This is a genomic window from Streptomyces sp. NPDC059037, from assembly GCF_042740015.1.
Classification (GTDB): domain Bacteria; phylum Actinomycetota; class Actinomycetes; order Streptomycetales; family Streptomycetaceae; genus Streptomyces.
Map to the genome: position 1 here is coordinate 1 of NZ_JBHYIG010000009.1, position 24609 is coordinate 24609.

28 protein-coding genes, 4 pseudogenes and 1 riboswitch are annotated in these 24609 nt (G+C 69.9%); of the genes and pseudogenes, 17 read left to right on the forward strand and 15 right to left on the reverse strand.

Annotation, left to right across the window (positions count from 1 at the left end):
• Both ACFWY6_RS03495 and ACFWY6_RS03500 read left to right on the forward strand, forming a co-directional pair.
• Positions 1-3362: type I polyketide synthase (locus tag ACFWY6_RS03495; RefSeq protein ID WP_384685950.1), on the forward strand; the 3362-nt coding region annotated here is incomplete at its 5' end.
• Positions 3338-3463, forward strand: coding sequence for a hypothetical protein (locus ACFWY6_RS03500; protein ID WP_384685952.1), 126 nt, complete (start codon positions 3338-3340; stop codon positions 3461-3463). The genes ACFWY6_RS03495 and ACFWY6_RS03500, both read left to right, overlap by 25 nt.
• Positions 3464-3514: 51 nt before the next feature.
• Here the strand turns inward: ACFWY6_RS03500 and ACFWY6_RS03505 are convergent, their stop codons facing one another.
• Positions 3515-3967 carry a MarR family winged helix-turn-helix transcriptional regulator gene (locus ACFWY6_RS03505; RefSeq protein WP_384685954.1) on the reverse strand — a complete coding sequence of 151 codons (453 nt, stop codon included), beginning with the start codon at positions 3965-3967 and terminating at the stop codon, positions 3515-3517.
• Between the two features lie 91 nt (positions 3968-4058).
• Here ACFWY6_RS03505 and ACFWY6_RS03510 point away from each other — a divergent pair, with 91 nt between their 5' ends.
• On the forward strand, positions 4059-4751 hold the full coding sequence (locus ACFWY6_RS03510; RefSeq protein ID WP_384685956.1) for an SgcJ/EcaC family oxidoreductase: 693 nt from the start codon (positions 4059-4061) through the stop codon (positions 4749-4751).
• A 123-nt stretch (positions 4752-4874) separates the two neighbouring features.
• On the opposite strand, the gene ACFWY6_RS03515 is transcribed toward ACFWY6_RS03510, so the two are convergent.
• Together ACFWY6_RS03515 and ACFWY6_RS03520 are read right to left on the reverse strand one after the other, a co-directional pair.
• Positions 4875-5684, reverse strand: coding sequence for a CbtA family protein (locus ACFWY6_RS03515; RefSeq protein WP_384685958.1), 810 nt, complete (start codon positions 5682-5684; stop codon positions 4875-4877).
• Between the two features lie 14 nt (positions 5685-5698).
• A complete protein-coding gene (locus ACFWY6_RS03520; protein ID WP_384685960.1) occupies positions 5699-5926 on the reverse strand; it encodes a CbtB-domain containing protein in 228 nt (75 codons plus the stop codon).
• A gap of 59 nt (positions 5927-5985) precedes the next feature.
• Positions 5986-6069, reverse strand: a riboswitch (cobalamin riboswitch).
• Positions 6070-6244: 175 nt separating this feature from the next.
• On the opposite strand from ACFWY6_RS03520, the gene ACFWY6_RS03525 reads away from it, so the two are divergent.
• Positions 6245-6817 (forward strand): histidine phosphatase family protein, encoded by a 573-nt coding sequence (locus ACFWY6_RS03525; RefSeq protein ID WP_384685962.1) that lies wholly within the window; start codon positions 6245-6247, stop codon positions 6815-6817.
• A 40-nt stretch (positions 6818-6857) separates the two neighbouring features.
• On the opposite strand, the gene ACFWY6_RS03530 is transcribed toward ACFWY6_RS03525, so the two are convergent.
• Complete coding sequence (locus ACFWY6_RS03530) at positions 6858-7778, reverse strand: endonuclease/exonuclease/phosphatase family protein (RefSeq protein WP_384685964.1); 921 nt, start codon at positions 7776-7778, stop codon at positions 6858-6860.
• Positions 7779-7840: 62 nt separating this feature from the next.
• A complete protein-coding gene (locus ACFWY6_RS03535; protein WP_384685966.1) occupies positions 7841-8782 on the reverse strand; it encodes an endonuclease/exonuclease/phosphatase family protein in 942 nt (313 codons plus the stop codon).
• Positions 8783-9633: 851 nt separating this feature from the next.
• Between ACFWY6_RS03535 and ACFWY6_RS03540 the strand changes: the two genes are divergently transcribed.
• A complete protein-coding gene (locus ACFWY6_RS03540; RefSeq protein ID WP_384685968.1) occupies positions 9634-10191 on the forward strand; it encodes a hypothetical protein in 558 nt (185 codons plus the stop codon).
• A 23-nt stretch (positions 10192-10214) separates the two neighbouring features.
• Here ACFWY6_RS03540 and ACFWY6_RS03545 read toward each other — a convergent pair whose 3' ends face one another.
• Complete coding sequence (locus ACFWY6_RS03545; RefSeq protein ID WP_384685970.1) at positions 10215-10505, reverse strand: hypothetical protein; 291 nt, start codon at positions 10503-10505, stop codon at positions 10215-10217.
• Positions 10506-10898: 393 nt separating this feature from the next.
• Here ACFWY6_RS03545 and ACFWY6_RS03550 point away from each other — a divergent pair, with 393 nt between their 5' ends.
• The 3 genes from ACFWY6_RS03550 to ACFWY6_RS03560 all read left to right on the forward strand — a co-directional run bounded on the left by ACFWY6_RS03550 (position 10899) and on the right by ACFWY6_RS03560 (position 12780).
• Positions 10899-11399, forward strand: coding sequence for a hypothetical protein (locus ACFWY6_RS03550; RefSeq protein WP_384685972.1), 501 nt, complete (start codon positions 10899-10901; stop codon positions 11397-11399).
• A gap of 274 nt (positions 11400-11673) precedes the next feature.
• Entirely contained in the window at positions 11674-12036 is a 363-nt protein-coding gene (locus ACFWY6_RS03555) for a DoxX family protein (protein WP_384685975.1), read from the forward strand.
• A gap of 285 nt (positions 12037-12321) precedes the next feature.
• Positions 12322-12780 carry a cyclic nucleotide-binding domain-containing protein gene (locus tag ACFWY6_RS03560; RefSeq protein ID WP_384685977.1) on the forward strand — a complete coding sequence of 153 codons (459 nt, stop codon included), beginning with the start codon at positions 12322-12324 and terminating at the stop codon, positions 12778-12780.
• Between the two features lie 143 nt (positions 12781-12923).
• Here the strand turns inward: ACFWY6_RS03560 and ACFWY6_RS03565 are convergent, their stop codons facing one another.
• From ACFWY6_RS03565 to ACFWY6_RS03580, 4 genes and pseudogenes are all read right to left on the reverse strand, one after another.
• Positions 12924-13055, reverse strand: coding sequence for a hypothetical protein (locus ACFWY6_RS03565; RefSeq protein ID WP_384685978.1), 132 nt, complete (start codon positions 13053-13055; stop codon positions 12924-12926).
• A 117-nt stretch (positions 13056-13172) separates the two neighbouring features.
• A pseudogene (locus ACFWY6_RS03570) lies at positions 13173-13313 on the reverse strand (ABC transporter ATP-binding protein); the annotation flags it as partial.
• Positions 13271-13522, reverse strand: a complete 252-nt coding sequence (locus ACFWY6_RS03575) for a hypothetical protein (protein WP_384685980.1) — start codon at positions 13520-13522, stop codon at positions 13271-13273. The gene ACFWY6_RS03575 and the pseudogene ACFWY6_RS03570, both read right to left, overlap by 43 nt.
• Positions 13519-14424 (reverse strand): universal stress protein, encoded by a 906-nt coding sequence (locus tag ACFWY6_RS03580; protein WP_384685982.1) that lies wholly within the window; start codon positions 14422-14424, stop codon positions 13519-13521. Before ACFWY6_RS03580 ends, ACFWY6_RS03575 begins: the two co-directional genes overlap by 4 nt.
• A gap of 334 nt (positions 14425-14758) precedes the next feature.
• On the opposite strand from ACFWY6_RS03580, the gene ACFWY6_RS03585 reads away from it, so the two are divergent.
• Genes ACFWY6_RS03585 through ACFWY6_RS03595 form a run of 3 tightly spaced genes read left to right on the forward strand, consistent with a single transcriptional unit; the run spans position 14759 to position 16940 of the window.
• Positions 14759-15841 (forward strand): zinc-dependent alcohol dehydrogenase family protein, encoded by a 1083-nt coding sequence (locus tag ACFWY6_RS03585; RefSeq protein WP_384685983.1) that lies wholly within the window; start codon positions 14759-14761, stop codon positions 15839-15841.
• Between the two features lie 6 nt (positions 15842-15847).
• Entirely contained in the window at positions 15848-16558 is a 711-nt protein-coding gene (locus tag ACFWY6_RS03590; RefSeq protein ID WP_384685985.1) for a helix-turn-helix domain-containing protein, read from the forward strand.
• 1 nt (position 16559) lies between these two features.
• Complete coding sequence (locus tag ACFWY6_RS03595) at positions 16560-16940, forward strand: pyridoxamine 5'-phosphate oxidase family protein (protein ID WP_384685987.1); 381 nt, start codon at positions 16560-16562, stop codon at positions 16938-16940.
• A 200-nt stretch (positions 16941-17140) separates the two neighbouring features.
• On the opposite strand, the gene ACFWY6_RS03600 is transcribed toward ACFWY6_RS03595, so the two are convergent.
• Positions 17141-18046 carry a universal stress protein gene (locus ACFWY6_RS03600; protein ID WP_384685989.1) on the reverse strand — a complete coding sequence of 302 codons (906 nt, stop codon included), beginning with the start codon at positions 18044-18046 and terminating at the stop codon, positions 17141-17143.
• Positions 18047-18444: 398 nt separating this feature from the next.
• On the opposite strand from ACFWY6_RS03600, the gene ACFWY6_RS03605 reads away from it, so the two are divergent.
• Positions 18445-18702, forward strand: coding sequence for a DUF1876 domain-containing protein (locus tag ACFWY6_RS03605; protein ID WP_384685991.1), 258 nt, complete (start codon positions 18445-18447; stop codon positions 18700-18702).
• Positions 18703-18930: 228 nt separating this feature from the next.
• On the opposite strand, the gene ACFWY6_RS03610 is transcribed toward ACFWY6_RS03605, so the two are convergent.
• The 4 genes and pseudogenes from ACFWY6_RS03610 to ACFWY6_RS03625 all read right to left on the reverse strand — a co-directional run bounded on the left by ACFWY6_RS03610 (position 18931) and on the right by ACFWY6_RS03625 (position 21885).
• Positions 18931-19380 (reverse strand): universal stress protein, encoded by a 450-nt coding sequence (locus tag ACFWY6_RS03610; RefSeq protein ID WP_384685993.1) that lies wholly within the window; start codon positions 19378-19380, stop codon positions 18931-18933.
• 130 nt (positions 19381-19510) lie between these two features.
• Positions 19511-19945 (reverse strand): cupredoxin domain-containing protein, encoded by a 435-nt coding sequence (locus ACFWY6_RS03615; protein ID WP_384685995.1) that lies wholly within the window; start codon positions 19943-19945, stop codon positions 19511-19513.
• Positions 19946-20221: 276 nt separating this feature from the next.
• A pseudogene (locus ACFWY6_RS03620) lies at positions 20222-20559 on the reverse strand (M48 family metalloprotease); the annotation flags it as partial.
• 75 nt (positions 20560-20634) lie between these two features.
• Positions 20635-21885 (reverse strand): annotated as a pseudogene (locus ACFWY6_RS03625) (SulP family inorganic anion transporter).
• A 338-nt stretch (positions 21886-22223) separates the two neighbouring features.
• On the opposite strand from ACFWY6_RS03625, the pseudogene ACFWY6_RS03630 reads away from it, so the two are divergent.
• The 5 genes and pseudogenes from ACFWY6_RS03630 to ACFWY6_RS03650 all read left to right on the forward strand — a co-directional run.
• A pseudogene (locus ACFWY6_RS03630) lies at positions 22224-22313 on the forward strand (hypothetical protein); the annotation flags it as partial.
• Positions 22314-22359: 46 nt separating this feature from the next.
• Positions 22360-22653 (forward strand): MBL fold metallo-hydrolase RNA specificity domain-containing protein, encoded by a 294-nt coding sequence (locus tag ACFWY6_RS03635; protein WP_384685997.1) that lies wholly within the window; start codon positions 22360-22362, stop codon positions 22651-22653.
• Between the two features lie 26 nt (positions 22654-22679).
• Positions 22680-23147 carry a cyclic nucleotide-binding domain-containing protein gene (locus ACFWY6_RS03640; RefSeq protein ID WP_384685998.1) on the forward strand — a complete coding sequence of 156 codons (468 nt, stop codon included), beginning with the start codon at positions 22680-22682 and terminating at the stop codon, positions 23145-23147.
• 10 nt (positions 23148-23157) lie between these two features.
• Complete coding sequence (locus ACFWY6_RS03645) at positions 23158-23847, forward strand: CBS domain-containing protein (RefSeq protein WP_384686000.1); 690 nt, start codon at positions 23158-23160, stop codon at positions 23845-23847.
• Positions 23848-23897: 50 nt separating this feature from the next.
• Positions 23898-24593, forward strand: a complete 696-nt coding sequence (locus tag ACFWY6_RS03650) for a response regulator (RefSeq protein WP_384686002.1) — start codon at positions 23898-23900, stop codon at positions 24591-24593.
• The last annotated feature ends 16 nt before the right edge of the window (positions 24594-24609 follow it).

Consider the following 24609-nt stretch of genomic DNA (forward strand, 5'->3'; position numbering starts at 1 on the left):
GGTCCGACGGGTCCGACGGGTCCGACGGGTCCGACGGTTTCAACGAATCCGACGGGTCCGACGGTTTCAACGAATCCGACGGGTCCGACGGTTTCAACGAATCCGACGGGTCCGACGGTTTCAACGAATCCGACGGGTCCGGCGGGTACGGCGGGTCCGGCGGGTCCGGCGGGTCCGGCGGGTCCGGCGAGTTCAACGGGTCGGAAGGCGAAGGCCCTTGGGCCCACAACGTCTCCGGTCGGCTGGGCAGTGGGCCTACGGCGGAGCACGAGCGCGAGCTGACCCAGTGGCCTCCCTCTGGCGCCGAGGCACTCGATCTCACCGACGCGTACGCCGCGGTCGCCGCTGCCGGACTCGCCTACGGGCCTGCCTTCCAGGGGGTCGGCGCGGTCTGGCGGCGCGGCGACGACGTCTTCGCGGAGGTCCGGCTGCCCTCGTCGCACATCGGGGAAGCGGGCCGTTTCGGGCTGCACCCGGCGCTGTTCGACGCCGCGGCGCACGCATGTCTGTTCGCCGCACCCGCCGACACGGGCACGGTGCGGGTGCCGTTCGCGTGGAGCGGGGTGCGCCTGCACGCCTCGGGAGCCACGGAACTGCGGGTCCAGGTGGTTCGGACCGGCGCGGACACGGTCTCGCTCACGCTCGCCGACCCGGCCGGGCGACTCGTGGCCTCCGTGGACTCCCTCACCACGAGGGAACTCCCGGCCGAGACCACGAGTCAACTCCCCGCCGATCGTGCCGACATGACGGACGAGCTCGCGGCAAGGGCTCTGCTGCGCCCCGAATGGGCCGCGCTCGAACTCTCCGGTGACGCCGATGATCGCGGCTGGACGGTGCGGGGCCGGGACGACTTGAACCTCGCCGGGTTCCTGCCCACCGCCGCACACCCTGAGTTCATGGCCGTCAGTGCTGTCACCGCCGCCGCGACCGGGTCCGACCCGCTGTCGGCCGTACACGAGTCGACCGACCGCATGCTCACGACACTGCAGGACTGGCAGGGCGATCCGGGCGCGGCGGGCTCACGCCTGGTGGTGGTGACGCGCGATGCCACGGCCCCGGTGCCGGACCTGGCGGGTGCGGCGGTGTGGGGACTGGTGCGTACGGCCCAGGCGGAACTGCCCGGTCGTGTCGTCCTGGTGGATGCGGACGGGCGGCCCGAGTCCCTGCGGCTGCTCCCCGCGGCCGTCGCCACCGGTGAGCCACAACTCCGGGTACGGGACGGGCAGGTGACGGTTCCGCGACTGGCCGTGGTCAAGGATGCCGAAGGCTCAGCGGTGGCCGCCTTCGGTGCGAACGGCACGGTATTGATCACCGGAGGAACCGGCGCGCTGGGCGCGGAAGTGGCGCGTCACCTCGTGACGGAACACGGCGTACGGCATCTGCTGCTGACCGGACGCCGTGGCCCGAAGGCGCCCGGAGCCGAGCAACTGCGCTGCGATCTGCACAAGTTGGGGGCACAAGTCGACATCGTCGCCTGCGACGCGGCCGATCGTGCCGCACTGGCCAGGGTCGTCGAGCGCTGCGATCCTCCGCTGGCGGCCGTGGTGCACGCCGCCGGGGTCCTCGACGACGGCGTGCTGGACTCGCTGACTCCCGATCGGATGGCGGCCGTTCTGGGACCCAAGGCAGACGCAGCCTGGCATCTGCACGAACTGACCCGGGGCATGGGCCTTTCGGCGTTCGTCGTGTTCTCCTCCGTCTCCGGTCTGCTCGGCCGGGCGGGCCAGGGCAACTACGCGGCCGCGAACGCCTTCCTCGACGCCCTCGCCCACCGCCGCGCCGCCGAACGACTGCCGACGCTCTCGCTGGCATGGGGCCCGTGGGAGCACTCCGGCGGCATGGCGGCGGGGCCGGTTCCCGACCAGTCCCGACAACGTCCACAGCCACGTGAAGTGCTCGTGCCGCTGTCGACTCAGCGGGGCCTCGCCTTGTTCGACGCCGCGTTGCGCTCGACGGAGCCGGTACTCGCGCCGATGCTCCTCGACCGAGCCGCGCTCCAGGCAAGTACGGAGCACCAACTCCCGGCGCCGTTACGCGGATTCGTCCACCGGAAGCGGCCGACCGCGGCCACGACGACCACGGGCTCGGGCTCCGGCTCCGGCCCCGAGCAGGCCGTTGAGCCGGGAGCCTGGCGGAAGCTCCTGGGCCAACTGCACGCGGACGAGCGGGAGTCGGCGCTCGTGGAACTGCTGCGGGCCGACGTTGCCGCAGTGCTCGGGTACCCGCACGCCGACGCGCTGCCGGTCGGCAAGTCCCTCGCCGAGCTGGGGTTCGACTCCCTGACCGCCGTACAGCTCCGCAATCGGCTGAGCACGGCGCTCAAGGTCCGACTGCCGGTGGCAGTGGTGTTCGAGCACCGCACCGCCGAGGAACTGACACGCCACCTGCTCGGCATGCTGGACGACGAAGCAGGTGCCGCAGCCGCCCCTGAGCCCTCTGGGGCACCCGAGACCCCCTGGGCCGAGCGCCCCACGTACACCCTCTCCTCTCTCTTCCGGAAGGTCAGCGCCGCCGGACAACCGGTGGCGGCGATGCACCTGCTCGTCACCGCCTCCTGGGCGCTGCCCACCTTCACGGCCGCCCAAGGCCACGAGCACGCCCTGCCACCCCGCCGCCGCAGCCACGGACGCCGCGCCCCCGGAGGGCCGACCGTCGTCTACTTCCCGGCCTACCATCCGTCGCTCGCACCGGACGGCGGAGACTTCCCCCGCTTCCACGAAGCCCTCCAGCACAACCAGAACGACCTGCACGACCTGGGCACCCTGAACATCCTGGAGTTCCCACACCCCGGCATCGGCGCCGGCGCCGCGGTGCCGGAGGACCGCGCCGCCCTGGCGCGCACCCAGGCGGAGAGCGTGCTGCGGCATGTCGGTGACGGGCCCTTCGTGATCGTGGGACGCTCGGCGGGCGGCAATGTTGCGCACCTGGTGGCCCACCACCTGGAAGGCACGGGCCGGGCACCGACCGGCCTCGTACTGCTGGACACGTACCACATCACCCCACACAACAGCGGCAAGGACTGGCTGCTGTCCCTGGCCGCCCCACCGCCGCGCGAGACCAGAGGGACCGACTTCGGCGACGACGACAGCACTCTGGCCGCGGTGGGCGCCTACAACCGGATCTTCCTCGACTGGGCTCCCGAACCGGTCGCCACGCCCACCCTCCTGGTCCGCGCGTCGCTCCCCACGCCGGCCATGGCGGCCTACGCGGAGGCCGACGACTGGCGGACGTCCTGGCCGTCGGCGCACGAGGTGGTGGACGTCCCCGGCGACCACCTGACGATGATGCGGGAGCACGCGGAAACCACCGTGTCGGCGATCCACACATGGATCCGGGCATGCACGGCGAAAGCGACCTCCTGAGCGGCGCGCGCACGAACGACGAAGGAGGACCGGCGAGTTCAGCACAGCCCCGGAAAGAGTTCGCCGTCATCGCGGTCGGCGGCGAGTCCCTGCTCCCCTGACGACGGTCACAGCGGCCCAGAGGCCGATGGCGGCCGCGCCTACGCGTCACATCACTGATCGCGCAGCTGCTCGGCGGCTTCCTGGTACGCCTCGGCGGCACGGGCGAAGTAGTCGAAGAGGACGTCGAGTTGCTCCGGTGAGTACCCCTCGAGAATCTGCCCGATCTTCTGCCGCGCGGGGGCCATGACGCGGTCGAGGTCCGCGGGTTCGCCGAGCGGCTCGACAGTGACCTTCCGCCGGTCGCCGGGGTCGGGCACGCGGCGCACGTAGCCCGCCTGCTCCAGGCGGTCGATCAGACGGGTGGTCGGCCCGGTCGTCAGACCGGTGCGCGCGGACAGTTCACCCGGGGTCATCGCGCCCGTCAGCTGCAGGATGTTCAGCGCGTACAGATCGGTGCCGCCGAGCCCGCAGGCCCGGGCGCTCGCATGACCGTGGAGCAGCACCGCGCTGAGGTACTGGCGGTAGATCTGGCCCGCATCGGGGCGCATGGCCGGCGTTGACAAGGGCTCCTCCACTCCCTAATCTCTTCCTTGATGAAGAGACTTCGTCTGCGCAGTAACTTCACCTACGAAGTTATCACGGGAGGCCACGACCATGAACGCCACCAGCACAGCACAGTCCGAGCACAACGAGCCCACCACCGCCCAGACGCCGGCCCCGAAGAACCGCCGTCGCCGCCGCATCAAGATCGCCCTGGGCGTCACCGCGCTGACGCTGGTCGCGGCCGCGGGCGGCGGATACCTGTGGCTCAACGCCATCTCCGACGCGAAGAACCTCGGCGTGAGCGACTGCAACGCGGTCAAACCCGAAGTCACCGCCACACCGGCCGGCACCGCGACCGCCGACGACCAGCGGGCGGTCTGCCGCACCCTGCGTTCGATGAAGGACGCGTGGGCCCGGCACGACGCCACCGCGTACGGTGACCAGTTCGCCAAGGACGCCACGTACACCAGCTACGTGGGCACCGCCTACCAGGGCCGGCGCGACATAACCGAAGGCCACCGCGCCCTGTTCGACGGATTCCTCAAGGGCACCAAGCTCTCCGACTCCTGGCTCAGCATCCGCTTCTACGGCCCTGACACCGCCGTGGCCACCAGCCGGGGCGACACCTACGAGGGCGGGAAGCCGAAGGCCGCCGACCTCTCCAAGACGCAGACCTACACACTGGTCCGCCAGGCAGACGGCACATGGCGCATCGCCGCCTTCCAGAACACCAAGCGCCAGCGCGTCATGGAACGCATCTCATTCCTGTTCTCCCCCGACACCAAGCCCGCGGCCGAGAAGTGAGCCCGTGCGGCGACAGGGACCGCGACGTACCGAGAGCCGCCGGCAGGGCGACCACCGCGGTTCACCAAGCCCCGCCGGAACCTCAAGAGGGCGGCGGGGCCGGTACGTCGGGCTGCGTGTGCGTCAGGCCACGACTGGTGTCGGCTGCTCGGCCTCGGTCTTGGCGTCGGCCGTCCGAGGGGCGAGGAGACGCTGCGCCAGGGCTCCGAAGAGGATGCCGAAGACCGCCCACAGCACGGCCTGGATCGCCAGTGAAGCGACTCGGAACTCCCACAACAGGGCTGCGGGGAACCCGGCCTTGACCGCGTCGTCGTTCGCGGGCAGGAACACGAACGCGACAGCGACCACGGCGATGAACCCCGCCCCGGCGGCAAGCGTCGCGTTCCAGTTGCCCAGACGCGGTGCCAGTCGCCGCCCGATGATGACGGCGGCGATGCCGAGCAGCACGCTGAGCAGGATCATCAGGAAGAACAGTGTGGTGCGCTTCGAGATGGTGTCCGGGTTGCCCACCGCGGGTGGGGTCGCCGGGTACTTCAGGAACGGCACGAGGTAGACGGTGGTGAAGGCGGCGGCGGCCGTGAGCGCGGCGGTCGCCCGTGGGCTGAACCGGCCGACGCGGCCCAGCGCGAAGGAGAACGCCAGGGACGCGATGCCGCCCAGAGCGACCCCGTACACCAGAACACCCGTGGCCAGACCGGCGGTCGACTGCACCGACCGGCTGACCGCTTCTTCCTCCTCGGCGGCGTCCTCGGAGGCGGCGCCACCGTGCCCCGCGTGGGGCGCTTCCTCGGCGGCCTGGGCCTCCTCCACGGCGATCGAGCCGTCGACGGGCGGCTCACCGATCGCGTAGGCCACACCGAAGGCGAAGAGTCCGGCGATCAGGCCCGCGAGCATGCCACGGACCAGCAGATTTCTCACAGTTGAGGCGTGCACGTACTTGTCGCCTCTCAGTGGCACGGGAAGCCGAGCAGATGACGACCGTCGTGGACCCACTCGTGCACGTCGGTGCCGGCGAACACAGAGGTGGCCCCCTGCTCGGCACCCACGAAGTACAGCGCGATCAGCGCCAGGAGCCCCGCGAACAACGCCCAGGGCAGGACAGCCCGTACGGGCAGAGCAGCCGGTGCAGGAGCGGGAGTGGCGGAAACGGCAGCATTGACGACAGCATCGGCCATGATGAAACCTCCTTGGGGAACACGCGTCCCATACGGTGGTGCAGGACGACGGTCCACGGGTCTGACTCACCGCGGCGTCACCCTCGAAGGGTTCCGCTGCGGCTCACAGTGGCGCGACCGTGCCGGACTTGCACCGGACTTCCGTCTCGCCGTCGTCACGTTCTGTTGAAATGTTCGCCGTGACCGTACCGCGCGCCGGACCTCCGGCCAAGGGCGTGAGTCCTGTATCACGCCGGTACGCCCCCATCACGCCGACACGCCCCCGCAGATAGGGTTGCCGCGGGTCAACGGCCATGTGAAGGCCCTGCGGAGGAATCGATGACCGTACGTCTCACGCTGATATCTCCCGCCACGAGTGAAGCTTTGAAGGAGGTCCGGTTCGACGACGGCAGTCCTCTCGACCCGGCGGGAATCGCACGCGCCGAGGCGGCCGCCGGCTCACTCCCCCCGGCGGTTGCCACCTACACCTCACCGTCCCCGCGCTGCCGCCGGACCGCCCACGCACTCGGCCTTGCCCCCGCCGAACCTCTCGCCGCCCTCGCCGCCTGCGACATGGGCCGCTGGCGAGGACAGACGCTGGACTCCGTGGCAGGCGCCGAAGCGGAGGCCGTCGCCCTCTGGCTGGACGATCCGACTGCCGCACCCCACGGCGGCGAATCACTGCGCGAGGTACGCCACCGTGTCGCGGCCTGGCTCGATACGTTGGGCAGCCAGGCCGGACACATTGTCGCCGTGGTCGAGCCGGACGCGATCCGTGCCGCCGTCGTCCACGCCCTGTCGGCACCCGACCAGGCATTCTGGCGACTGGACGTCCGCCCGCTCACCGCCACCCGGCTCAGCGGCCGCAGCGGGCGATGGAACCTCCTCAGCGGTCACGCCCTGGCACCGTAGGGAAGTAAGTACCGATGCGGGCGGCCCCGCTGGGCCGTGGTCAGATCACGACACCTGCCCACAGCGGGTCATGGTCGGAGTGCGTGGCGTGGGTGGCATCGGCCCAGGTCACGTCCGTGCCAGAGGGCACGAAGAGGTAGTCGATCTTTCCTTGGCTGTGGGTGGATTCGCCGGAGCGGCAGTAGATGTAGGCGGGCGGGAAGGTCCAGATCCAGAATCCCCGCTTGATCTCGTTGCCGCAGGGGCTGTCGGCCTCCTTGAACTCGCCGTGCGCCCCTCGCTGGTAGTTCGGGTGGTAGAAGTTGTCGGTCGCTCCGGAGAGCGCGTCGTCGTTGAGGTCCCCGCCGAGCACCTTGGTGTATCCGGCGTACGTGTTGGCGAGGATCCCCTTGGCGACGGATGCTTCGTGACGCCGGGCCCGCAGGTGCGGGCCGTCGTTGCCCACGGTCAGGTGTGTGCTGCAGGCGACGGTCTTGCGGGACTCGGAGCGTACGCACAGCATCTCGCGCTGTTCGTAGCCGCCCGGGGACTCCAGCGGGTGCGCCACTGCCGTCGCCGCGTCGAAGCCCAGGTCGTTGCGGAAGAGCACGGCGTTGCCGAAGTCCGACGGGTGCTTGCACCTGGCCGTCGTGCCGTCGCCACCGGTGACCGGATCGAACACCACGGTGTAGTCGGGCAGTTGGCTCTGCAGCCGCTCGTTCCAGTCCCGGCAGGTCTCCTGGAGTGTCATGAGCGCCGGATTGCGGTCGTTGACGCTGCTCACCAGCGCGTCGGGAACCTCGTTGCCCTTCGGGCCGTGCTCCTCGTTGCCGCCGGCCATGTTGAACTGTCCGATGGTGTTCTCCGCCGGGACGACGGCCGGTGCGGGTTCGTCGGCGTAGGCGCCGGGCGCCCCGGCGACGAATCCGGTTCCCAGCAGGATGCCGCTCAGTGCGAGCGCCGCTTTCTCACGTATGCGCATGCCTTCTCCTGTTCCTCACTTCATCGCGCCGCTGTACGGCTTGGTACGGAGCTGGTCAGGCGTCAGGCGCTGGGCTTGACGGCCGCCTTGAGCATCCAGTGGTCGCTGAGCTCGCCGAAGTCGTAACGCCACGACCCGACGTAGATCGGACGCCCCTGTTCCAGGTCCCAGCCGTAGTCGCTGAAGAAGAGGTAGTCGAGCTTCGAACCGGCGACGTTGCGGCAGCCCTTGAGATACCAAGGCCCGGTGGTGGTGCACTTCTCGTCCGAGTCACCCTCGAAGTTGCCGTCGTAGAGGGGATCCATCCCGTCGTCACCGGGCTCGAGGTTGAGGTCGCCGCCGATGATGGTGCGGTAGCCGCCGTTCTGCCAATCCCGCGCCTGATCACGGAAGTCCTGGGCGGAGGCCTTGCGCAGCGCCTTGGACGGGTCCGCGTTCTTGTTGGCGAAGTGGCTCGTACAAGCCAGGAGCTTGTTGCCGCGGTCCTCGATGCAGGCGGCGCCCTGCGTGTGCTTTCCGCCGGGCTCCGACGTACTCCCGAACGTCATGTCCCAGCCGGGCTCACCCCGACCGTCATGGACCAGGTCGCTGCCCGGCAGCTTCTTCATCGCGATGGCCACGCCCGCCTCGTACTTGCCGCTCCTGGGGCACCGCACCGGGTTGTCCGTCCCGATGGTCTTGGCCGTACGGTGGCGGACCACCCACTCTCCGGAGGTGTCGCGATTCAGCGCGGTCTCCAGCGGTGTGGAATGCAGGCTGTCGCAGGCTTCCTGGATCATGACGACGGCAATCGAGTCGTCGTCCTGGACCCGGTCGACGAGCTCGTTGATCTTCCGTGACGGGCGATCGCTGTTCGGACAGCTGTTGATGGCGCCGCAGATGTTCCAGGTCAGTACGCCGACTTTGGGCGGCACGCTGCTGGGCGCCGCGTCCGCCGCGTCCACCGCGTCCGCCGACTTGGCCGCGGGCGGGTTCGTGGGCGCCTGCGCGCCGGCCGGCTGCACCTGTACGAGTGCGAGAACGGCCGCCGCCAGCGCGGTTCCTAAGACAGCCCTGCTTCGGATTCCCTTCACTGTTCCCCCTCTGCCGTGGAGTGCGGTCACGGGGGAAGGCGGACGCATGTTCCGCCGCCTGGCTCGCCCCCCGTTGAGCACATGGCTTGCTCCCGCCCCGTTGGTCGGCGGGAGCGGCTCTGCAACTTTCTAGGGGCGCCGATTGGCATGTACAAGCTCAGTTTGGGCCAACTCCGCCCGCCAGAAGCCGAGGAGTGAGACCCGCGGCTCCATCCTCGACCGCTTCCCCGGGCCCCTCAGCTGCGGCGATCGACGCGATGGCGGTCAGCATCACGACGTAAGGACGCTGAGCGGCGTGCTCGTCGCGTTCGACACCGTGAGAGCGATGAGCGAGCCCGTGCCTGGGTGAGTGCCCCGAGGATGTACAGCTTCAACGGCACGTTGGCGGCGTACATGCTGCAAGGGATGTCAACGCCGGCTGGCGGCAGGGGGATCAGCCCGCCGATGATCCCGCCCAGATCCGACGGTCCCTCTTGCTCTGCCGTGCCGTCCGCCATGGGGGTTGCTCCTCTGGCCAAGGGGGCAAGCAGCCGAGGCGAGCAAGCCACTCCTTGATCGCGGACATCGCCGCAGGAGAGCCCCCGGAAGACAGGGCGAACGGACGCCCGACGGACTGGATGCGCCACCTGAAAACGCCACGTCGCGCCACCCCTTCCGCCACGTAGGGATATCTACCAGCATGAGCATGGCGAACCGGGCCAGAGCGCCGGAGTCGGGCATTTTCGCGGTCTGCCGAGGGGGTCAGATCTGGCACTACGACATCAGCCTCACGGAGGAGAGCCATGAGAAGTCACGCGAGACAAGCAGTTGAGTGGCTCGCCGCCGCCGCGACGGACCCCCGGGCATGCAAGCGGGCATGGCACGCAGAGAGCGGGACCGCAGTACTGGCATCCGGACGGTTCTGGGATGTGCTGAGCGTGCCGGAGGAGCTGGGCCTTTTCACCCTCGACGTCCTGTTGCGCACCCCGCTGCAGGAGCCCGGCCCCACACTTGCGGACTTCGCCGCGCACCGGGTGGGCTTCTTCCTGCCCCCGGATCCCGAAAGTCGCTGGGTCGGCCCCGGCATCCGTTACGCGGGCAAGGGCGCGTGGATTGCCGCACCGGCTCCCCACCGGGCAACCGGCTCTCTGCGGTGGCTTGTCCCTCCCGACGGCTGCGGCACCCTGTTTGCCCCAACCGCCGTGGAACTGGCGCTCCATCAGGCCACCGGGATACTCACCACCCTGCTAGAACCGGTCGCACCCCACGACGCCGGCCGGACGACCGCCGGCAGCGCGCTCCGTCGCGGCCGTCGCTACCCGCGCGGAACGAGCGCACTGGACGGCAGCAGGCCGGAGTGATCGCCTACGTCCGTGCGGGTTTCTCAGCCGAGAGGATCCGCCCCAACCCGCGAGACGGCCACGCGCCCCCATCGCCCCGCACCGGACCCGGAGCCCACGTCGTCGTCACGTTTCCAGGTCTTGGGCGGGGTGGTCAGGGCAGTCCATTGCGCATCTTGCCAGCCAGGCACCATCCGCCCCTTGGCCCACCACTCAGCCACCAAGGCGGAGTAGATCGGCGGGTTGATCCCGTACGCATCGGCGAGTTCGGTGTAGGGCGGATCGGGTGCCTCCTGGTCCAGCAGGCACCCGATCGTGGTGGAAGTGCTGTCCATGCCGCTGCAACATGGGCGGGGACGCCGACGGTACGCCCGCCCCGGACGATGCCCCCGAATCGAGTGAGCACGCCCCCTCTATCGGGGCCATGTACTTGTCCGATAAGAGCCTCCGGACCGGCCATCGCGTCGCCTCTCATCCGCGCTCGTCGCCGGGGTCCTCGCGCGTACACGACACGGCGCCGGGCAACAGCGATGACCAAGCGGCTGCAAGGGCTTGGGTGACCCCATTGCGGGCCTGAACTCGGCGCCGTGGGCGCGGGCGATGGCGGCAAGGTTCTCCGGACGCGGTAGCGGCGGTACGACGCGACCGTGCCGCGTACACGTACGCGTACCGGCTCCTGTCGGGCGCGGTGTCGACGTGCGGCCCGGATCGCTCGGCATTCTGAGGGCATGGATCATCGCAGCCTCGAACCGGCGGAAGCAGCGGCCCGGGACTACTCCGGCGCGGTCTACGGCTCGCTCCTTGCCGCCTCGGTCATTGCCACGGTGGGGACGCTGGGTCCCTTCCCCCGGCTCCAGCTCGTGGTCATGTTGCTCACCAACGGTCTGGTCTTCTGGATCACGCACGTCTATGCCCGCGTCGTGGGCGACAAGCTGGCACATCAGGCGCTGTCGTGGGAGGTGATCCGCCGCGAGGCACGCAGGGAATGGCCGATCGCCGGGGTCGCCCTCCCGCCGGCTGCCGCCGTGGTGGTGTGTCCTTCCCTGGGGCTCGGGCCCGAAGGCACCGGGTGGGTTGCCCTCGGCGTCGCCCTCGCCGAGCAGGTCGGCTGGGCCACCGTGGCCCTCGTCAGAGCCGGTGCCCCGCGCCGGCTGATCGCCATGACCGGTGCGGTCAACCTCTTCGTGGGGCTGCTCCTCGTGGGCGCGAAGGTCCTGGTCAAGCACTGAACTGCCGCACGCGTGCGCAGGGGGTGCACCAAGGAATGCGGGAGACCTCAAGTGCCTCGGCGACCCATCACGAAGGGGGCGCAGGGTACGTGGCTCCACGCTGCGACGATACCCACAAGGTATGGGCGTCGCGGAACAGGTCTTGGACAGTCGCGGCGCCTTGGCGGTGCACTCGGAACATGACCGACGAAGCCAAGACCAGCGAACCGCAGGCCACACCGGGCACCGCCTCGCCATCGCCGAGTCCGTCGACCGGTGACCGTGGATGGGAATCATGAACATCGCATACTGGCTCGTCGCCGGACCGCTCGCCCTCTTCTACCTCTATGCAGGCGCGATGAAAGTGATCCGCGGCCGCGATCAGCTCCGCCCGATGATGGCCTGGGTCGACCGCATACCCCTGCCCGCCGTCAGGGCGCTGGGTACGGTCGAAATACTCGGCGCGACCGGGCTGATCCTGCCGCCACTGACCGGCATCGCGCCCTGGCTGGCACTGGCCGCGGCCATCGGATTCGTGCTCCTGCAGATCGGTGCGATCGCCGTCCACCTGACCGGCGAAGATCGCCGGCTCACACTCAACATCGGGCTCATCGCGACCGCGGCCCTGGTCATCTGGCCGGCCACCACCTGGCTGTGATCGCGCACAGTTCCCGACCGCGGGGACGCGACTGCCTGCGAGCGGCCCCACGGCCATATCTGTCGTCGTCGCTACTCGTGAACAGAGCCGGCGGTGGCTGGGAACAAGAGTTACTCCTCCTGCGGAAACCGCGCCTACCTGCGCAGACGCCGGATCAAGGTGGTCATCCCGGGGAAGAAGGACCAGGCTGCCGACCGGGCGGGATCAAGGACCTCACGCGGGCCCGGCGGCCGTGTCCGGAATCGAGGCGAAACTGGAAGAAGACACCGATGAGGAGGTCTCCCGATGAGCACTCCCCTTAACCCCCGCCTCGCAGCACGCCTGTCCTCCGACCACCGAGACCGGCTGCTGAAGCACGCCCGCCCGGTGGACATCCCTGAAGGAACCCGACTGTTCGAGGAAGGCGGCCATGCCGACCGGTTCTGGATCGTCCGTACGGGGACGGCCACTCTGGACGTACGCGTGCCCGGCAGGCGGCCTGCCGTGGTCGACAGCGTCAGCGCCGGTGAACTGCTCGGCTGGTCGTGGCTGTTCGAACCGTACCGCTGGCATTTCGGGGCCGAAGCCATGACACGGGTACGGGCGGACGAGTTCGACGCGCCGACCGTACGCAGGATGATGGACGCCGATCCGAGCTTCGGCTTCGCGCTGGGGCACTTCGTCGGACAGATGCTCGCTCACCGTCTCTTCTCCGCCCGTGTGCGGCTGCTGGACCTGTACGCCCCGCATGGGAGCGGCCTCTAGAGACACACCCCACCGGGAGAACCGCCGTCCAGATCGGCCGTGACGTACCCCTACTGTCCGTAGCGAACGGACATCGCCAGCGGGATGCCCGGACCGCCTCATGCCGCGGTGGGACCGGTCAGTGGGTTCAGTGGGTCGTGGGTTCAGTGGGTGGCGGTGAGTTCGGCTCCGATGTGGTGCACCCATTCCTGGACACGCTGCGGGTTGCGGAAGTCGCCACCCTTGCCGTACTGGACCATGGCGCGGACAACCGGGCCGGGCGTCCGCGCGGTCACGGCTGCCCCAGATCCCGCTCGGACAGGTCGAGGCGTGAGCAGAGTTCCGCGCGACGAGTCGACGGCGCCCGTTGAAGGGCGGTGAGCAGGTCGAGGGTCTCGGCGCCGGTGAGTTCCGGCGAGGCACCGCAGCGTCGTCGTGTTCCCGGCGCCGTTGGGTCCGAGGAAGCCGAAGACCTCCCTGGTTCCGACGGTAAGGGACAGTTCCTCGACACCTACGACGGATCCGTAGCGCTTGGTGAGCCGGTGCAGTGCGATGGCGTGTTCCTAGCCCATGCCTCCAGTCTCTGCCCGTCCTCCGGCCTTTGCCCGCCCTCGGGCGGCGCGCCACGGACGGCGATGCGGTCACGGTCGGTGATGATGCCGTCGAGCCGGTCGTCCGGCCCGCAGCAGGGCGCCGGGGTGGACGTTGCTCGCGGATCGACGCCGAGCAGTAGCGGATCGACGCCAAGCAGTATGTCGTTCACACCTCCTCATCCCGCTCGACGAACGCCGGTGGGATGACCTCCACAGGGCAGTGGGAGTGGTGGAGCAGGGTGTGCGCCACACGTCCCAGGGAGGGCCACCCGCCCAGCGCGCCGCCTTCGCGCCCCATGACGAGCAGGTCGGTGTGTGCGCTCGCCTCGACCAGGGTGCCGGACGTGCTCGTACCCGTCTCGACGTGGTGTCCGACGATCAGGTCGGGGTAGGCCTCCCGCACGCGGTCGGCGAGCGCCTTGACCTCGTGCACGCGCTGCTGGGCCACCTCATCGAGGTCGTGGAGCATGTTCGCGACTCTGCCGGCGTGCAGGAGCAGGTTCCAGACGCTCACCAGTCGCAGCGGGGCCTTGCGGGCGTCCGCCTCGGCGGCCGCGAGCAGCAGCCAGCCGAGATCCGAGGGACCCTGTACAGCCGCGGTCACCGAGCCGGCCTCGGGACGGTCGCTCTCGCCGCGTACGACGATCACGGGCACCTTGGCCCGCGCGGCCACCCCGAGCGACACCGAGCCGAGCATGAGACTGGCGAAACCGCCGTGCCCCCTGTTGCCCAACACGATCGTGCCCCGTTTGCCGGCAGCTGCCCGGAGGCCGGCAAAGGGCTCCTGACGGGACAGCTCCGTGGTGACGGAGAGTTGAGGGAAGCGTTCGTGGACTGCCTTCGCCGTGTTGCTCAGGAGGTCGCGGCCCGCTTCCCGAACCGCCTCCAGCGTCTCGGCTGTGCAGAATCTGCCCCGCCTGTCGAGGTCGGCGGCGTGGACGAGGTGCAGTGGGCCGCCTCGTCGGTCGGCTTCGGCGGCGGCCCACAGAGCGGCCGTTGTCGCGAAGGGCGATCCGTCGACCCCGACGATGATGTTGCCCAGTTCCGGCCGGGCGGGGATGTCGCTGGTCATGGCTCCTCCTCGGGGCATGTGCCGCGGTTGGGGAGGCCGTCCCCAAAGGAACACTTCCCACACTCGCACCACGAAGGGGTACGTGCGCATCCCGGTCACACGTCGGGGGGGACAGCAGCAGCCCCGCGACCTGCCCGCGTGCCGGGATCGCGCTGCCGGGCCCGTTCCGCCGTCGCGCCGACGATGTGCTCGCCCAGCACTCCGACACCGCAGGACAACGGAGGAACAGGGCCGGTCCGGGTCGACGAAAGGGACCGACCGGCCCATGCGGGGACCGTCGGTCCGGGACAGGCTGGAGGTGCCGAAGCCGGCGGATCCCCGGAGAGGAATCGTCATGAAAGCGCTCGTCTTCCACGGTCCGGGCCAGTCCGCCTGGGAGTCCGTCCCCGACCCGGGCATCCAGGACGCCACCGACGTGATCGTCCGGGTCGACGCCGTCACGATCTGCGGTACCGACCTGCACATCCTGAAGGGCGACGTGCCGGAAGTACGCCCCGGAACGGTCCTCGGCCATGAAGCGGTCGGTGAGGTCGTCGAGGCCGGAGGCGATGTGCGCACGGTCCGTCCCGGCGACCGGGTTCTGGTCTCGTGCATCACGGCGTGCGGCCGGTGCCGCTTCTGCCGGGAGGGCTCCTACGGCCAGTGCCTCGGCGGCGGAGGCTGGATCCTCGGCCACCGGATCGACGGCACACAGGCCGAGTACGTGCGTGTTCCTTACGCGGACCTGTCCGTGCATGCGCTGCCCGGCTCGGTGCAGAGCGCGGACGCCGTGCTCCTGGCCGACATCTTCCCCACCGCCTACGAGGTGGGCGTGCTGAACGGCCGGGTACGGCCGGGTGACACCGTCGTCGTGGTCGGGGCCGGTCCCATCGGGCTCGCCACGATCGTGACGGCAGGTCTTTTCACCCCTGAGCGGATCATCGCCGTGGACCTTGCCCGCACCCGGCTCGACGCGGCCAAGCGGCTCGGTGCCGACGTAACGGCCGACGCGGGCAGTGGACCCGAGCAGCTGGTCGCCGACCTCACCGACGGACTCGGGGCAGATGTCGTCATCGAAGCGGTAGGGGTGCCCGAGAGCTTCGAGATGTGCACGCGCATGGTGCGGCCCGGAGGGCATGTGGCCAACGTCGGTGTGCACGGCAAGCCCGCGACACTGCACCTGGAAGACCTGTGGATCAAGGACGTGACGATCACCACCGGTCTCGTGGACACCTCCTCCACGCCCACGCTCCTGCGGATGCTGGCGGCCGGCCGACTGCCCACGTCGTCCATGGCCACCCACAACTTCCCACTGGACAGCATGGAAGAGGCGTACGACGTCTTCTCCCGTGCGGCCGACACCGGCGCGCTCAAGGTCGTCCTCGGCGGGCAGTCCCACTCCGTTCTGGCTCCCAGGACGTCCTCACCCGAGGAGTGATCTCCCATGACCGGATCGCAGTCGTCGAACGCCGGGCCGACACCAGCGGCAGGCCCGCGCGGGGACATCGGGCGCCGGCTTGCCCAGCGACGCGAGCAACTCGGTCTCACCCGGCAGGAGACGGCCCACCGCGCGGGTACGGCCCCCGGCTACCTCCAGCACCTGGAGGAACACCCCACCGCCGCACCGGGCATCGGTGTCCTCATCCGGCTGGCCGACGCCCTGGAAACCACCGTGGCCGCGCTCTGCGGCGGCGGCATCGACCAACCGCCCGGCCTCGGCCAGGCAGCACACCACCCCGAGTTGGCGGAGCTGAGCGCCGAGGAGTGCCGGGCGCGGTTGTCCACCCACGGCGTCGGACGACTCGCGGTGTCCACCCGTGAGGGACCGGCGATCGTCCCCGTCAACTACACCGTCATCGACGACGCGATCGTCTTCAGGACCGAGCCCGACACACCGCCCGCCGAAGCCGTCGGAAACGTGGTCGCCTTCGAGGTCGACCACATCGACGAGGCGCTCAGCCGCGGCTGGAGCGTGCTCGTCCGCGGGCACGCCAGGGCCGTGACGGACGCCGAGGCCGTACGCCGGTTGCAGGAGCAGGCCTACAGCGCGCCCTGGGCCGGAGGTCAACGCGATCTGTGGGTGCGCATCGAGCCCGACAGCATGGGCGGACGCGGGATCACCGTGAACGGCGCTCGCGCCGGAGGGGGTGAGTGATGTGCTCGGCAACCGCGTCCGGGAGCTCGACCGACAGGAGTCTCTGCGCCTGCTGTCCAAGGCCTCGGTCGGCCGCATCGTGCACACCCGCGACGCGCTGCCCGCAGTCCTTCTGGTGAACTTCGGCCTGGACGCCGACTCCGCCGTCCTGGTCCGCACCGCGGCGGACTCGGAAGTGGCCCGTGCACTCGACGGCGCGGTGGTCGCCTTCGAGGCGGACGAGATCGACGGCGCCGCGCGTTCCGGCTGGAGTGTCGTCGTCATCGGCAGGTCCACGGTGGTGAACGGCCCCATGGACGTCGTGGTCCGCGTCGATGCAGAACTGGTCACCGGGCGTGAATTCACCGGCGGGCCGTCCCGCGCGAGGGCTCGGAACGGCTGAGGGGCGATCCCTGCTGCGGACTCCACCGCCGAGCGCATCGGCGAAGTCATGGCCGAGGAGGGGCTGACGGTGAACGTGGCGCAGGACCTGCCGGGGAACGTGGCGCGGGACCTGCCGGGCCGTCCGCAAAGTCCCTGACGCACAGTCCCTGACGCACAGTCCCTGACACCGCCGGGTTCGACGGGCCTGTGGGCGAGGTGTCAGCCATGTGCGACGACGGCGACGGGGGCGGTGGCGTGGTGCAGGACCGCGTGTGTGATCGGGCCGATGTGCGTGCCGATCGGGCTGCGGCGGATCCGGCGGCCCACCACGACCAGGGAGGCTTCAGGCGAGGCGTCCACAAGGTGGTTGGCGGGGTTGCCGGAACGGGACTCCTCGACGACCTCGACGCCCGGGTACTTCTGCCGCCAGGGGATCAACGCCTCGGTGAGCTCGGCGGCCTTGTGGCGGGCGAGCTCGTCGTGCTGGTTCAGATCGGCGGACAGTCCGTAGACGTAGTACGGCGGCAGGTTCCAGCCGTGGACGACCCGCAGGGCGGTGTCACGGCGGGCGGCCCCCTCGAAGGCGAAGGCGAGCACCTTGTCGTCGGGGCTTTCGGTGTCGAAGCCGAGCACGACCGGGCGGAACGGGCCCACCGCGGACGAGACGGCGACCGGGTCCACGGTGTGTTCGTCGGTGGCCTGCTCCCCGGCCCGGACGAGGACCACGGGGGTCCCGGTGTGCGCGACGACGGCCAGCCCGACGGATCCGACCAGGAACCCTCCGATGCCGCTCAGTCCGCGCGAGCCGAGGACCAGCAGCTCGGCATCCTTCGCCGTGTCCACCAGGACGTCGGCGGGTCGGCCCTTCAGCTGCACCGCGGTCACCGTGACACCGGGGTGGCGCGGTTCGAGCGTCTCGGCGGTCTCGCGCGAAACCCGCTCGCTCCAGTGCTGCTGTGTTTCGACGCCCAGGAGCGGAGCCTGTGTCACGGGCTCCGGTACGGGTTCCCAGATGTGGACAACCTTCAGCGGCAGGCCGCGCAGCCGCGCCTCGCGGGCCGCCCACTCGGCGGCGGCTCGGCTCTCGGGCGAACCGTCGAGGCCGACGATGACGGTGCGGGACATGGTGTCCACCTCCTGAATCGGGGCTCTCTTTCCATGGTCGTGACGGAAGTGGCCGCGGGGCAGGGGCCGCGGGTCCCCGACCGGGTCCGACCGGCCCCATTGGTTACGGGAGAAGTCCCGCGGGAGGCCGGCCTCGGGTGCCGCCGCTCCGGCGACGCGTGAGTACGCCGTTCTCCCTCGACGCCAATGAAGACCTGCACTCCAAGGGCCGAACGGCCCCGCCGACGCCCCCGTCGGCCCCTCGCTCGGCCGCACGGTGTGCGTTCCAGTGGACCTTGCCGTGCACCTCGGTGGGGCCATTCGGCTCTGGACCAGCCATCGGGACAGGCGCAGGCTGAAGGAGGAGAGAGGCAAGGACGCGGCCCCGCCCTCACCTCCTCCGCACAGGAGTGATCACGATGGAAGCCAAGCAGTGGACCGTACAGATCTACATCACCGAGGAAAGCGACGAGACCCTCGCGCGTGCCGTTCTGACCACGCGTGACACGTCGACGGTCACCGGCAGGGGCGCGGCGAGGCGCAACCCGGTCGACCGTCCCATCCCCGAGATCGGCGACGAACTCGCCGCCAGCCGCGCCCTCGAGGACCTCGCCATCCGGCTGCACGACGTCGCCTCCGACGACATCGTCCAACTGGCCGGCCCCGTCGAGCGCTGACAGCTCCGGGACCGACAACTCGTCCCGGAGGACGTCCGTGGGACAAGAGGCCGTCCAGGGAGACTGCCATGACAGAACCGCGCTGCGCTGGCCATCCGCGGCCGGCCGGCCGCCCGAAAGCGATCGAGTCCGTCCCGTGTCCGTCTCCGAATGATCGGCCCCGACCGCTACGACGAAATCACAGAGCGAGGCCACTCGGGTTACGACGTCGGCGACTGCCCGGCAGGTTCACGCGACAGGCACGTCCGGCCGGACGATGGTCACCGGGCAAGGGGCGTGCAGCGCCACCTGCTGGCTCACCGAGCCGAGCAGGGCACGCCGGAAGCCACCGCGACCGTGGCTGCCCACGACCAGCATGTCGGCTCCCTCGGACTCATCCACCAGGACCCCGGCCGGGTGGCCGTGCACCAGGCGTTCGTGCACCAGGGAGGCGCCGTCCTCACCGAGTACGGTGCGGACCTCCTCCACCAGACGCCGCTCGGCGTCTTCCTCATCGAACGTGGCGTCCACCGCCGGAGCCGACCACGCCGCCTCACCGGGTACCTCCCACGCCGTGACCGCCACCACCTTCCCGGATACGAGACCGGCATACCGGACCGCCCAGCGCAGTGCGGCTTGGGATGAGGTCGATCCGTCGACGCCCACGACGATGCGCGGAGCCTCATGCTGTGTGTCCATGCCTGTCACCTTTCGACGTTCTGCATCCAGCGTGTGCGAGCCGCGAACACGCTGCCACGCGAGACAGTCGTGACCGGGGGTTCGTCGCGCGGGTTCGGAGCCCTGCTGTTTCAAGGCCCGGGTACGGATGTCAGGTCACGGTGAGAGTGCCTTTCATGCTCGGGTGGAGGGTGCAGATGTAGGAGTAGCTGCCGGATGCGGACGGAGCGGTGAAGGTGGCTGTCCCCCCGCCGCTGATGTTGCCCGTGTCGAATGCCTTGTCCCCGGTGGCAGTCACGGTGTGCGCGGCCGAGTCTTGGTTCACGACGGTGACCTTCGCCCCCGGCCGCACCTCAAGTTTGGCCGGGCTGAAGGCGAAGTTCTTGATCACGATGCGCGCGGTGCCGGGGACGGCACTGGTCGCGGTGGACGCGGCGCTGGTGGTGGCGGGGGCAGTGCTGTCGCCGCTGCCGCTGCCGCTGCCGCTGCCGCTGCCGCTGTTCGAGCAGCCGGACAGAGTGAGCAGGGCGCAGACTCCCCCCAGGGCGAGAGCGGTGCGGCCCCTGTACGGATAGGTGAGTGACACGCGGGGCGGCCTTTCTGAGGAGTACGGAGTGTTCGCGGCGTGACCGCAGTCGGCCGTCGCCCCCAGGTTCGCCCCCTCCGGCAATGCTTGCCAGGGCCGCGCCGCCAGATGCCGCCAAGTGGGTCAACCGCAAGGCGGCGGCCCCGGCAGGCCGGGGGCGCCCCAGAGCGGGAACCCGGCTCCATCTCGTCACGCCTCGCCACCCGGCTTTCCGCCCGCCCCGCCCAGTTGCGCGGAGAGGGTGGAGAACATGGCGGCCGGCGCAGTACCGGGCCGGATCACCGCGACGTCGCGGTGGGCGACATGGGAGAGCTCGTGCGCGAGGCCGCCTTCGAGTTCGTCGGTCTCGAGGCGACGCATCAGTCCGGTGGTGACGCAGACGACGGCGTGGTCGGCGTTGCGGCCGGTGGCGAACGCGTTGGGCAGGTCCGTCTCCGAGATGGCCACCCGGGGTTCGGGCATGCCCGCGGTGGCACACAGCCGGTCGACGACACCGTGCAACTCGGGCTGTTCCTCTGCCGTGACGGGGTGGCCGTGCATCGCGTACAGAGCAATCCGGCGGAGAACCAGAACTGCGCGCCCAGCAGTCCGGCGGCGATGAACGCCACGTACACAAGGTCGACGTGACGGCCTCAGAGATACGGGGCTGCGCCTCGGCCACTCGTCATGAACAGCTGAGGAGGGAGCGGTCACGGCTGCAGCGGATGATCACGCAACCAGTCCTGATGGGCCGACACGGCCGTGTGCAGGGTGGGGAACATCAGCTCTTCGCCGATCTCGGCGGTGAGCCCGTACGCGTCGAGGTCGTCGCGCAGATCCTGTTTGACCCGGGCGAGCGCGTACACGATGCCGCGATCACGCAGTTGACGGCAGAGACTCTGGACCGAGTCGAGCGCCGTGATGTCCACCTCGACGCTGGCCTCCGTATTGAGCACGTACCAGCGACGGGCCCCTCGTGGTCGTTCACCGCTGCCAGCGAACGCCGCAGGAAATCCTGGGCATTGGCGAAGAAGAGAGGCGAGTCGTAGCGGTAGACGACCACGCCGGGAATCGTGTGGGCCTGCCGATAGTCGTCGACGTCGTGCATCCCTGCGAGGCCCTCGACCTTGCCCGGGATCGCATCGTGCGGGCGAGCCACCCGGACCAGCATCTCCGCGACCGAAAGCACCACCGCCAGCAGGATGCCGCGCAGCGCGGCGTAGACGACGATGGCGGCGAGCAGCGCCGCCAGGGCGGTGAGCGAGTACATCTGTGTGCGCCCGCCCGCCGAGTCGGCGAGTGCCGTGCGGCTTGCGCTGCAGCTGACCGGGAATCCGCGCAGCACGCCGGAGCCGAGGTTGGCGGCGCCGAGTGCGAGGAACTCCTGATTGGCGTCGATGCTCCGGCCGGTACGGGACGCGAACGCCCTGACGGTGAGGACGACGTCCGCATAGCCCACGAGCAGCACGCCCACGGCAGGCAGCACCAGGTCGGGGGCGTCATGGAGAGGGGGCATCCCGGGCTGCGGCAGCCCTGCAGGGATGTCTCCGATCACGCGGATGCCCCGCTCCTCCAGGTCGAGCACGACGACCGCGGCAGTGGCGATGACAACGGTCAGCAACGGACCGGGAGCCTTCGGCCACCGCCGCTGCAGGAGCAGGAGGAGGGCGAGCACCGCCGCGGCGAATCCAGCCGTCACAGGAGGGCCCGACCGAAAGCTGCCGGGACGAGCCGAGCAACGCGTAGACGGTCATCGCGGGCAGGGCCGCCCACAGACCGGTGATCGGAGGCAGACCGGCCAGCACGGCGTAAGCCATCACCTGGGGGATCAGATACGCGGCCACGGTGAGGCCGGCGAGCAGATCACCTCGCAGATCCGCACGCCGGTAATGGGCCAGAACTGTCAGCCCCGGCGCCACTCGGCCCAGAAAGGCAGCGCCTCGTCGGCGCGGCTCGGCCATGGGCGCCGCCGCCTTCCCTGTGCGAGAGCTGCTTCGCTGTTCAGCGTGTGCCCGGCCGTGGTGACGACGCATGGGCCTGTCGGTCCCGCAGTGGGGTACACCCGGCCCCACCGAACACGCCGGAACGGGGCGACCATGGAGGCAGAAGTACGCAGGCACACGATGGACGCTGTCTGGAGGCACCCGCCGTGGACCTCTCCGCGATCGCCCCGGACGCCCTGCGCCAGGACGCCGGCGCACCGCCCGAACACGCCGGGCCGGCCCTCCTGACCTTCCTCGGCGGAGCGGGAACGGTCACCGGCAGCAAGTTCCATGTCGAGCGCGACCACGCACGGATCATGGTCGACTGCGGTCTGTTCCAGGGGCTCACGGACCTACGGCGCCGCAACTGGCATCGGCCCTACGAGGCGTCGTCGATACGGTCGGTGGTACTGACGCACGCTCACCTCGACCATTGCGGATACCTACCCCGCCTTGGACGTCATCGGACGGACCCTGGCCCGCAAGGGAACCGTGGTCATCCCGGCGTTCGCGGTGGACCTCACCGAAGTCATCCCGCACGAACTGGCGGAACTGAGCCGCACCGGCCAACTACCCACAGGCGTCCCGGTGTTCGTCGACTGGCTGCGCGACCCGCCCGCACCGCACGCCACCTGCCTGGTACACGGCGAGGAGGAGGCGGCCCGGACGCTGCGTGACCGGATCGATCGCACCCTGGGGTGGACGGCCGTCGTGCCGCGCTCCGGCGAACGCGTCCTGGTCCGCTGAGAACGATCTGAGGAGGAAGGGACGACATGGCCACCGCTACCAATCTGCTCAACGTACTACCGCCCGAAGGGCGTGAACGCCTGCTGACACTCAGCCGCGAAGTGACGTTCCCCGCCGGGGAGCGGATCTTCAACGAGGGCCGGCTCGCCGATCGCTTCTGGATCATCAGTACGGGCCGTGTCGACCTGGACATCCATGTGCCGGGGCGACAGTCGGCCGTGGTCGAATCGCTCGGCCCCGGCGACCTGGTGGGCTGGTCCTGGCTGACGGCACCGCATCAATGGCACCTGGGTGCCGAAGCGGCCTCGACGGTGCGGGCGCTCGAGTTCGACGCCGTCGCGGTACGGGCCGTCTGCGCCGCGGATCCGGTGCTCGGTCTGGCCCTGGCCTGCCGTGTCGCGGAGATCATCGGCCACCGGCTGCAGGCCGCCCGGGTGCGCCTGCTCGACCTGTACGGCCCTTACGGCAGCAGCACCAACCCGCCGTCGGACTGAGGAGAATCCCATGCACCACCACGGTCCGTACCGCGTGAGCGATGTGATGAGCCGGCCCGCGGTCGCTGTCCTGCGGAACGCAGGGTTCAAGGAAGTGGTCGAAGCCATGGCCCGATGGCAGGTCAGCGCTCTTCCCGTACTGGACGGCGAGGGCATCGTGGTCGGTGTGGTCTCCGAGGCCGACCTGCTGCCCAAAGAGGAGTTCAGAAGCAGCGATCCGACCTGGCGGGAACAGCGGGCGCGCCTCGATGACCTGGCCAAGGCCGGGGCGGCGACCACCGAGCAGATCATGACAAGGCCGGCTGTCACGGCTCGTGCCCGGATGAATCTCGCCCAGGCAGCACGGATCATGGCGGTCAACAGGGTGAAACGACTGCCCGTGGTCGATGCCGATGGCCGTCTCGAGGGGGTCGTCAGCCGCCGTGATCTCCTCAAGGTCTTTCTGCGCACGGACGAGGAACTCGCCGACGAAGTCCGTCGGGAGATCGACGGCCTGCTGTCCCCAGGGTTGTTCCCCGGCGAGCTGTGGGTCCATGTCACTCAGGGCGTGGTCACCCTGAGTGGCCGGATACATGACACCTCGCTGGTACCGGTCGCGTCCCGGGTCATCCGTGCGGTGGAGGGCGTGGTGGATGTGGAGTGGGAACTCGACGTCCGGGGAGCACGGCCTCGGATGCACCCCTCGGGAGCCGATGACTGATCTGATGGGGATCCGGAACCAGCGGGCGGCACAGCGCGCAAGGGGCAGACATGGCGGACGTACGAGCGTTCTCGGAAGAGTCGCCGATCAAGGTCTTCCTGGTCGACGACCACGAGGTGGTGCGGCGTGGGCTGCATGACCTCCTTGATGCCGAACCCGACATGGTGGTGGTCGGAGAGGCCGGCACCGCGTCCCACGCCCTCGCCCGGGGGCCCGCTCTGCGCCCCGATGTCGCCGTGCTCGACGTGCGGCTTCCGGACGGCGACGGCATCGCCGTCTGCAGGGAACTGCGGGCACGTATGCCAGACCTGGCCTGCCTCATGCTGACGTCGTTCGACGACGACGATGCACTGCTCGACGCGATCATGGCTGGGGCGGCGGGCTACGTGCTCAAACAGATCAAGGGCTCCGACCTGGTCGAGGCAGTCCGTACGCTGGCCGCGGGTCAGTCGCTCCTCGATCCGGAGACGACGACGCGGCTGATGCGGACGCTGCGCCACGACCCGGCAGATCAGGATGAGCCGGTACTCTCGCGCCTTTCCCCGCGCGAGAGCGAGGTCCTGGTGCTCATCGGCGAGGGGCTGACCAACCGCGAGATCGCGAAGCGGCTCTTCCTGTCGGAGAAGACCGTGAAGAACCACATCTCCCGGCTGCTCGCCAAGCTCGGCGTGGAGCGACGTATCCAGGCAGCGGTCCTGGCGACCCAGGCGCACCCGCGCCCGTCCGGGGAGAACGAGCGCCCCTGAGCGGCTTCGGGGGCCC